Annotated in this window: 7 protein-coding genes; 1 reads left to right on the forward strand and 6 read right to left on the reverse strand. The window is 66.0% G+C overall.

Annotated elements, in window-relative coordinates; genetic code table 11:
* Window positions 1-124: 124 nt before the first annotated feature.
* Genes AC31A1_RS44275 through AC31A1_RS44290 form a run of 4 tightly spaced genes read right to left on the reverse strand, consistent with a single transcriptional unit; the run spans window position 125 to window position 4,335 of the window.
* Window positions 125-1,054, reverse strand: coding sequence for a phage distal tail protein (locus tag AC31A1_RS44275; RefSeq protein WP_489658733.1), 930 nt, complete (start codon window positions 1,052-1,054; stop codon window positions 125-127).
* A 35-nt stretch (window positions 1,055-1,089) separates the two neighbouring features.
* Entirely contained in the window at window positions 1,090-2,352 is a 1,263-nt protein-coding gene (locus tag AC31A1_RS44280; RefSeq protein ID WP_489658734.1) for a tape-measure protein, read from the reverse strand.
* Complete coding sequence (locus AC31A1_RS44285; protein ID WP_489658735.1) at window positions 2,349-3,545, reverse strand: phage tail protein; 1,197 nt, start codon at window positions 3,543-3,545, stop codon at window positions 2,349-2,351. The genes AC31A1_RS44280 and AC31A1_RS44285 overlap by 4 nt, the downstream gene beginning before the upstream one ends.
* A 46-nt stretch (window positions 3,546-3,591) precedes the next feature.
* Window positions 3,592-4,335 (reverse strand): hypothetical protein, encoded by a 744-nt coding sequence (locus AC31A1_RS44290; protein ID WP_489658736.1) that lies wholly within the window; start codon window positions 4,333-4,335, stop codon window positions 3,592-3,594.
* A gap of 64 nt (window positions 4,336-4,399) precedes the next feature.
* Here AC31A1_RS44290 and AC31A1_RS44295 point away from each other — a divergent pair, with 64 nt between their 5' ends.
* Window positions 4,400-4,795, forward strand: a complete 396-nt coding sequence (locus AC31A1_RS44295) for a hypothetical protein (RefSeq protein ID WP_393043884.1) — start codon at window positions 4,400-4,402, stop codon at window positions 4,793-4,795.
* 169 nt (window positions 4,796-4,964) lie between these two features.
* Here the strand turns inward: AC31A1_RS44295 and AC31A1_RS44300 are convergent, their stop codons facing one another.
* Both AC31A1_RS44300 and AC31A1_RS44305 read right to left on the reverse strand, forming a co-directional pair.
* Entirely contained in the window at window positions 4,965-5,168 is a 204-nt protein-coding gene (locus AC31A1_RS44300) for a DUF397 domain-containing protein (RefSeq protein WP_489658737.1), read from the reverse strand.
* Between the two features lie 14 nt (window positions 5,169-5,182).
* Window positions 5,183-6,034 (reverse strand): helix-turn-helix domain-containing protein, encoded by an 852-nt coding sequence (locus AC31A1_RS44305; protein WP_489658738.1) that lies wholly within the window; start codon window positions 6,032-6,034, stop codon window positions 5,183-5,185.
* Window positions 6,035-6,320: the final 286 nt, after the last annotated feature.

Consider the following 6,320-nt stretch of genomic DNA (forward strand, 5'->3'; position numbering starts at 1 on the left):
TGTCACCACGGTTGAGCGGGTTGGTGCCGGGTACGCGGCGGGCTGCGCCGTACCGCCACGACCCGCTCCCGTTGCGTTGGCGGCTGCGGGCTCGTGGGCCGTCCCGGCGGGGATCGCTACGTGGTCACCACTCCGCCGAGCGCCAGCGGACCGAGAGTTGGGCGCCGGTGTCGTAGGTGTCGGGGCGGAATGCCAGTTCGGCTCGGCCCGGTTCGAAGGCGAAGAGTTCCTCGGGGCTGCTGTCCGCTGCCGCGGTGTGGCGGCGGGAGGCTGTGGAGTTGAGGGTGACTGTGCCGGCTGCTGTGTCTACGACCAGTTCGTCGCCGGTCGCCAGTCCGATCTCGTAGCGCAGTCGGCGGCCCGAAGTGCGGTCTGTGACCGTGGGGTTGGTGCAGGGGCCCGTGAAGGTCAGGATCGGGTGCGTGGGGGCCGAACCGGAGTTGTCCGCGCCCACGTCACCGGTGGATGACGCCTGGCCCCAGTACAGCGGCCAGGTCAGGGGCCAGGTGAGGCCGCTCTCCGGCTGCGGGGCGCCGGTGACTGCCGTTTGCTCGTCGACGGTGTAGCGGCGGGGGTCGGTGGCGTACCACTGGACCGATGCCTTGGAGACGCCCTGTGTGGTGTAGGTCCGGTCGGCTGCCAGGACGCGCTGGCTGACCCGGGCTCGGATGGCCAGGGTCTCGCCGTGCAGCCGTACCGCAAGCCAGCGTTCGGAGTCGCCCAGCAGGAGCGCCTGACGCAGGGCTCGCATCGCGGAGAGGGAGGAGGCGGTGTCGTCCTGCGGTGGCACGGTCCACACCGAGCCGCCGACCTTACGGGGCTTGGCGTACCGCGCGCCCGGCCAGGCGCCGTGCGCGGTGGGGTGGTCGGCGTCTGTCGTGTCGTAGTCCGGCAGATCCTCCCAGCCGGTCAGCCCGTCACTGCCGATCTCGTACGGCGTACCGGGGCCCAGCAGCAGTCCGGCCCACTGCATCTGCCCGTCGCGGGTGATGAGTGAGCCGGGGGGTACGTCGTCGATTGAAGTGGTGGATGTGATCGTCGTCAGGTCGGCCATGGGGCCGTCACCTCGCTGTCAGGGTGCGTGCCGTTTCATGCGCGGGCGTGGGCGGAGGCCAGGAAGAGGAGGTCGGTCGCGGTGCCGTGGGCTCCGGTGCCGGTGCTCTCGTGGAACTCCTTGATGTGGGGGGTGGGTTGGGCGTGCCTGGCCGTCCGGGTGCGGGTGGCTCGGGTGCGTTGTCGTTCCAGCGTGGTGAGGGAGAGGACCTTGCCGGTGCGGGCGCCGGGGATCGCTATGCCGCCCTCCGTGAGCATCGGGATCTTGTTGAGGTGTACGCCGAACTTCTTGCCGAGGATGCTGAAGCTGAGCTTGTTCAGGCCGTCGATCACCCAGTTCGCGAAGGCGACGAGGCCGGAGATCGGTCCCTTTACGACGCCGGCTACGGTCTGGGCGCCGGTCGTGACGAACTGGCCCATCGCGCGCAGGGTGTTGGTGGTGGCGTCCTTGACCCGGGTGAAGCCGCGGGGGATTTCCTTGGTGATCCAGTTCAGGGCCGGTTTGACGGCGTTCTTGAAGCCGCTCCAGATCGCGGAGACCTTGCCGCTGAGGGCGTGGGTGTCGCCGGTGGTCAGGGCTTTGGCGGCGGCGAAGCCGGTGTTGATGACCGTGCCGAGGATGGAGAGGGTCGTGGTGATCAGGGTGAGGTAGCCGGTGACGTAGGTGTTCACCGCGCCGGCTATCAGTTTGAGGATCGGGGCGAGGATCGTGAGGTAGCTCTGGACGTACTTCAGGATCAGCGCCGCCAGTTGGTCCATCAGGCGTTGGCCGGTCTCGGAGTTCAGCGCGATGTCCAGCAGCCAGCCCGCCAGGGGGAGGAGGATGCCGGCGACGAAGCCGATCGGGTTGGCTCGGGTGAGGGCGTTGATGATGATCATCACGCCGGAACCGATGGTCATGGCCGTGCCGAAGGTGTCGAGGAGGCCGCCGAGGACGCCGGAGGCCGCGATGAGGGCGCCGACCATGGCGAAGACACCGCCGAGGTTGGTCGTGAGTTTGCTGAGGGATCTGCCGGCGGACCTGACCCTGGTGGCGGCGGACTTGATGCCGGTGGTGGCTGTGGTGGTGGTCTGGGCGGTTCTGGTGACGGAACGGGCGGCGGTGTCTGCGTTCGTCTTGATCTGCTGTACGGCTGTGGCGGTTTGGGTGGTGGGGGTGGTGGCGCGGTCGAGGTCGGCGGCGGTGCCTGTGACGCGCTGGGCGAAGGACCGTACGCCGGAGTGGGTCTGCTCGATCCTGGTCCGGAAGGAGCGCAGGGCGGGGGCGGCACCGGCGAGGGGATTGGCCGCGCTACTCATCCGCGTGCCTTCGCCAGGAACATCAGCGCGTCGGCGGTGCTCTGCGGGGTGCTGGTCTGGGCCGCGTAGTAGTTCTCGATGTGGAGTGCGCTGCCGTCGGTGGCGGACATCCCGGCGTACGCCCGGCCCCGCGAGGCCGCTGCCTTGAGCAGGCGGTCGAGCTTGCTGAGGGGCAGGACGGCCTCCGCCTCGCCGGCCTCGGCCAGGAGCGCGGGGACGCCGCCGGAGCGGGGCATGACGACACCGCCGGTGGCCAGCGCGGGGATCCTCGGCAGGCTGACGCCGAAGGTCTTGCCGCCGACCATCGGGACCCAGCCGGGGATGGAGACGTGGATGCCGTTGAGGGCGCCGATCGCTCGGTTGATGAGACCGATGACCGCGTTGATCGGGTCGCGGACCGCGCCCCTGATGCCGTCGAAGGCCCGGCTCGCGATGCCCTTCAGGCCGCCCCAGATGCTGGACAGCCGGTCTTTTACGGCCCGGAAGGCGTCCGGGATCGCGGACTTGACCCAGCTGACGACCGGCGAGATGACGGCCTTGATGCCCTTCCAGACGTTGGAGACGACCGTGCTGATCGCCTTCAGGACGCCAGTGATGATCGACTTCCATACGTTGACGTAGGTCCTGATGACCGTGGCGACGGCCTTGACGATGTTCGTGATCGCCGTCTTGATGCCGCTCCAGACCGATTTGATCAGCTTGCCGGCGTTCTTCATGATCGGCTCGATGGCCTTCATGACGCTGCTGATCACGGCCTTGATGACCTCGAAGGCCTGCTTCAGGACCTTCTGCATGGTCTTCGAGTTGGTCACCATGTCGATGACCTTCGAGATGAGCGGCTGGAGCAGGCTCATGAGCATGCCGAAGAAGTTGCCCTTCATCGACTTGTTCATCTTGTCCTGGCCGGCGGCCGCCTTGCCTGCTCCGGACTCGTACTTGCCGAGATTGGTGCCGGCGCTGGAACCGGTCCTGCCGGTTTTGCCGAGGGACTTCTCGGCCTGGTCGGAGGCGGTTTTGAGGTCTTTCAGTTCTTTTCCGGAGCCCTGGACCGCGGTTTTGAACTGCTTGAGTTGACCTTCGCCGGACTTCGCCTTGTCGCCGACGCCCTTCACGGCGGTACCCGCGGTGCCCGCCTGGGTCTGGAAGTTCTTGAGTGCGGTGGCCGATCTACTGAGTGCCTGAACGAGTGACATCCGTTATCTGGTCCTTTCGCGGTTGTGGAGCCGTTCCCCGCACAGGTCAGCCGAGCGAGGCAACGAGGATGTCGACCTGCCTACGAAGTACTTGCAGTTCGTCAGCGGTACCGCCGGCCGTGGCCACCGACGCCGCCCCCCGAGCTCGGTTCTGGACGTGTGTTGATCTCCTGGAGAGGTCTCGCACTTCCGTGCGCACTGCTGCCAGTCGGCTGTCGGTGTCCCCGAGATTCGAATTGGTTCGCGTGATGCGGGTCTCCAACCCGTTCACTTTGCGCCTCAGTCCGGAAACGATTGCCGTCAGACGCCTTGTCCCGTCGCTGAGCGCGCCGAAATTGTCTCGCGCGCGCTCCTGGCTCAGTCGTCGATTTCGCTGCTCTTCCGACTCCCTCCAGAGAAGACCGTTATTGCGTCGGACGACATGGAATTTGTTCTCCAGCCACTTCGTGATGATGTCGCTGGTGGAGAAGATGGACGGAAGGGTGGCCGCGATGAGGGAGCCGAGTCCTATGCTGAAGGCCGATCCCATGGCCAGGGAGGCCACAGAGAATTTCGATCCGCCCAGGAGGTCCGCGTCCTGGATGGTCTTCAGGACCGCGGCCGGTTTCGTCTTTTCGTTCACGTACGACGTGGTGGCGAGTTCGCTCGAATTCGCGGGGTCTGTCTTCAGGACTCCTGTCCTGACTTGACCAACGCTTATGCTGCCGGATTTGTCTGCCTTGCCCTTGAGCCCCGCTTCGAGCGTGGAGATCTTCGTCTCAAGGTCGTCGATCCTCTGCTTGTCGGTCATTTTTCCGTATCCTTGATCCGCCGTTGCTGATAGGTGGGTGCACTATGTAACGAAAGGTAATGATTTGTTCATCTTCATTCTGTACGTGCCGGCGCTGGTGTGCCTGGGATTGGGTGCGTTCGGCCTGCGTGACGTGTGGATCCTCAGAAGAAGAGGGGTTCGAACCGAAGGCCGATGTGGTGGTACGAGCTGGAATGCGAATATCCCCTCGATCGACGTTATTTATCGCGACGAAAGAGAGGAAAGGCACTACGTCACGATGGCGGCCGAGGATCTCGGACTCGCGGGTGACGAATCCATCGTCAGCGTCGTTTACGACCCGCTCAAGCCGGACCGGGCGACGACTGAAACGGTTCTGAAGAAGCCGAAATGGAAAACCCAGGAGGGATACATGGTGATCGTCGGCTTGGGTATCGGCGCGGTGGCTACCGTGTTGATCGTGGTCGCCGCGTCTTACTGAGGGGCGCGAGGGCGTGAGGGCGTGGCGCAGTACGTCAGAGACGGAGCGCAGTGCCTCGTCCAGGGTGTCCGCGATGAAGTGGCCAGTCACGTGCGCGTGATGGTGAGGATGACCGGGTCCGTGCCGATAGCCAGTTGTGCCGCTGTGGTGACGGCTGGGGACTTCGTGGCTACTGCTGAGGTTCTCCTTGTAGCGGACCTGCTCCCAGGGCGCCGGTGAACTCCGACCATGCCGCGCGGCTCACGGTGGTCCAGGGCAGTTCCGGGTGCTTCGAGTCGCGGAGGGCGATGCGGGGGCCGGCGGTCGCCATCTCGACGCAGTTGTTGGCGGACGCCTCGGAGTACGAGGACTTGATCCACTTCAACTCGGGCACGGCGGCTCTTCCTCTTACAGCTCTTTGATGATGTCGAGGACGGCGTCCCTCGACTGGCTGCGATTCAACGCTACTTGTTCCACCGCGTCCATACGGCGCCGGAAGTTGGCCAGTTGGGCGGGGGCGTCGAAGAAGACGGCGCCGGTCGGTGAGTCCAGCTGGACCGTGTCCAGGTGAGGGCTGTCGGCCGCCGCGTAGAGCACGGAGTCGCCCGCCATGGGGAACCCGCCCGCGCTGAACGGGATCACGAGGAGCGTGACGTTGTCCCGCTCGCTCTCCGCGAGCAGGTGGTTGAGCTGTGCGCGGGCCACCTGTCGGCCACCCACTTGCATACGGAGCGCGCTCTCGTGGATCACGCCCTGGTACGGCACCGGGGGCTCCTTGGTGATCACCGCGTGGCGGGCGAGGCGTTGGGCGATGCGCAGTTCCACCTCCAGGCGGGGCAGCGCCGGGATGAACAGGTCGAAGAGGGCGCGTGCGTGGTCCTCGACCTGGAACATGCCCGGCAGATGGGCGGTCTGGAGCGTGCGCAGCGACGCCGCGTGGTGCTCCAGTTCGGCCAGGTCCAGGAAGTCGGGCGGCACCTTGCCCCGGTACTCGTCCCACCAGCCGCCGCTGCGTCCACCCGTCATCGAGGCCAGCGCGTCGATCAGCGTCGGGTCGTCGCACTCGTAGATGGCGGCCAGGCGCCGCAGACGCTGCTCGCTGATGCCGAAGCGGCCCGCCTCCGTGTTGGAGATCGTGGTGCGGTCCGTGCCGAGGAGTTCGGCGGCTCGTGGTGCGGACATGCCGGTGGCTTCCCGCAGTCGTCGTAGCTCGGCGCCGAAACGGCGTTGCCGGACTGTCGGGGTCTGCCTCGGTGCCATGTCGTCCTCTCCTCGCTCGCGCACAGTGTGCCCACCGGTGTAGGGCCCGTCCATCGAACACCAAAATTCAACCTGTTGGGGTTAATTTGGTCTCACGGGTTGGAAATCGCCGCTACGGTGTGGCGCAAGCCGCTCATCGACTCCCCGCGAGGTGAACGATGGATCTCCCTCTCTTCAACACCACACCCACCCGCGTCGGTTGGGACACCTCAGCCCTCGACCCCCTCCGCCCCGTCGCCGAAGCCCGGCACCGCACCCGCGTCTGGCTTCAAGAGCACTGGAAACT

The organism is Streptomyces sp. P5F9 (assembly GCF_057961495.1).

Coding starts and splice junctions, on each gene's coding strand:
- AC31A1_RS44275 (WP_489658733.1), bottom strand. CDS start 1,054: ATGGCCGACCTGACGACGATCACATCCACCACTTCAATCGACGACGTA.
- AC31A1_RS44280 (WP_489658734.1), bottom strand. CDS start 2,352: ATGAGTAGCGCGGCCAATCCCCTCGCCGGTGCCGCCCCCGCCCTGCGC.
- AC31A1_RS44285 (WP_489658735.1), bottom strand. CDS start 3,545: ATGTCACTCGTTCAGGCACTCAGTAGATCGGCCACCGCACTCAAGAAC.
- AC31A1_RS44290 (WP_489658736.1), bottom strand. CDS start 4,335: ATGACCGACAAGCAGAGGATCGACGACCTTGAGACGAAGATCTCCACG.
- AC31A1_RS44305 (WP_489658738.1), bottom strand. CDS start 6,034: ATGGCACCGAGGCAGACCCCGACAGTCCGGCAACGCCGTTTCGGCGCC.